The sequence below is a fragment of the Pontibacter virosus genome (assembly GCF_003096355.1).
Lineage (GTDB): Bacteria > Bacteroidota > Bacteroidia > Cytophagales > Hymenobacteraceae > Pontibacter > Pontibacter virosus.
Genome location: NZ_QEKI01000042.1, coordinates 1 through 1312 on the forward strand (window position 1 = coordinate 1; position 1312 = coordinate 1312).

Below are 1312 nucleotides of genomic sequence, written 5' to 3' on the forward strand. Positions count from 1 at the left end.
AGCCGAAATCTATGAGTAAAACAAGGGTTTTGCTCTAAATATTCTTCAATTTCAGTTCATAGGGCGTTCCCCGTTTCACCACGGCCACGATTTGGTGGAGGAGTTTGTTACGCACGGCATTGATGACGCTCATCTTGCTTTTGCCTTCCCCGACCTTTCGCTCGAAGTAGAGCCTGAACTCCTCGTTGAAACGGACGCTGTTGATGGCGGCCATGTGGAGGATGTGCTTGAGCTCTTTGTTGGCGAACTTGGAGACGCCCGTTCTGCCCATCACGCTTGTGCCGCTGCGGTACTCAAATGGCGCTACCCCGCAGTAGCAGGCCAGTTTGCGCCCATCATCCATTTTGGTGAAGCCCTGGGTGTAGACCAGCAGTGAGATGGCCAGCACCTTGCCCACGCCCTTGATACCGGTCAGCAGGTCATACTTGCGCTTCAGCTCAATGTCCTTGGCGATGAACTCCTGCATCTTTTCCTCTACCTGCTCCATGCTTTTCTCCAGCCCCCTAATGGCCTTTTTGTTAACCTGCTCGAGCGTCTTGCCCGACACGGGATCCACCGCGAGTAGTTCCTTGATGGTGACTTTGATACTCTGCAGAGCTTTGAGCAGCCTGCCTCTGTTTGCCTGTAAATCCTTGAGCCGCTCCAGCGTTACGCCCGACAGGTTCACGCACCTGGCCTCGTGCCGGTGCAGGAGAGCATAGCGGGCGATCCGTTGGGCGTCCACCTTGTCGTCTTTTCCCCTGACCATGCCGATCGAGCGCTTGATCTGCAGAGCGCTCTCCATCCACACCTGCACGTCCCTTGCCAGCAGGTAATGCACCAGCTGCCGGGTGTAGAGGCCCGTGTGCTCCAGGCAGCAGAGCGTGTCAGGTCCCGCCTCGCAGCCGTGCTGCTTGAGCCAGGCCTTCATACGCCGGAAGCCCGAGGGGTTGTTGTTGAGCTTATGACCCAGCTGCTGGTTGTCGCTGACCCTGATCAGGCACACATCCAGGCTGTCTTTTGAGACATCGATGCCCAGTATAAAGGACGGGGCTTGCAGATTGATAGGCTTTTCCATATCTTTTGTTTTAGTTATGCAAGCTGCGGATCGAAACCTTTATAATGGGCCCAATGCGTCCCGAAAATCTATATGACCCCTGCCTGCGGGTTTGTAAAAAAAGCAGCCAGTCTGAATCGGCTGTTAGGACCAGTTTCGCCTTGTTAGCGGGTAGTGCACTGGCTGCTCTGAAGGTATAAAAGCTGTACTCCTATACCTGGTAAAAGGGTGCTGGGTGTATTAGAAAAATAATATCAGGCTAATCTAAAGGTTAGG

The 1312-nt window shown here is 54.0% G+C and carries 1 protein-coding gene; it reads right to left on the bottom strand.

Annotated elements, in window-relative coordinates:
* Nucleotides 1-34: 34 nt before the first annotated feature.
* Nucleotides 35-1057 carry an IS110 family RNA-guided transposase gene (locus C8E01_RS21415; protein WP_076423352.1) on the bottom strand — a complete coding sequence of 341 codons (1023 nt, stop codon included), beginning with the start codon at nucleotides 1055-1057 and terminating at the stop codon, nucleotides 35-37.
* Nucleotides 1058-1312: the final 255 nt, after the last annotated feature.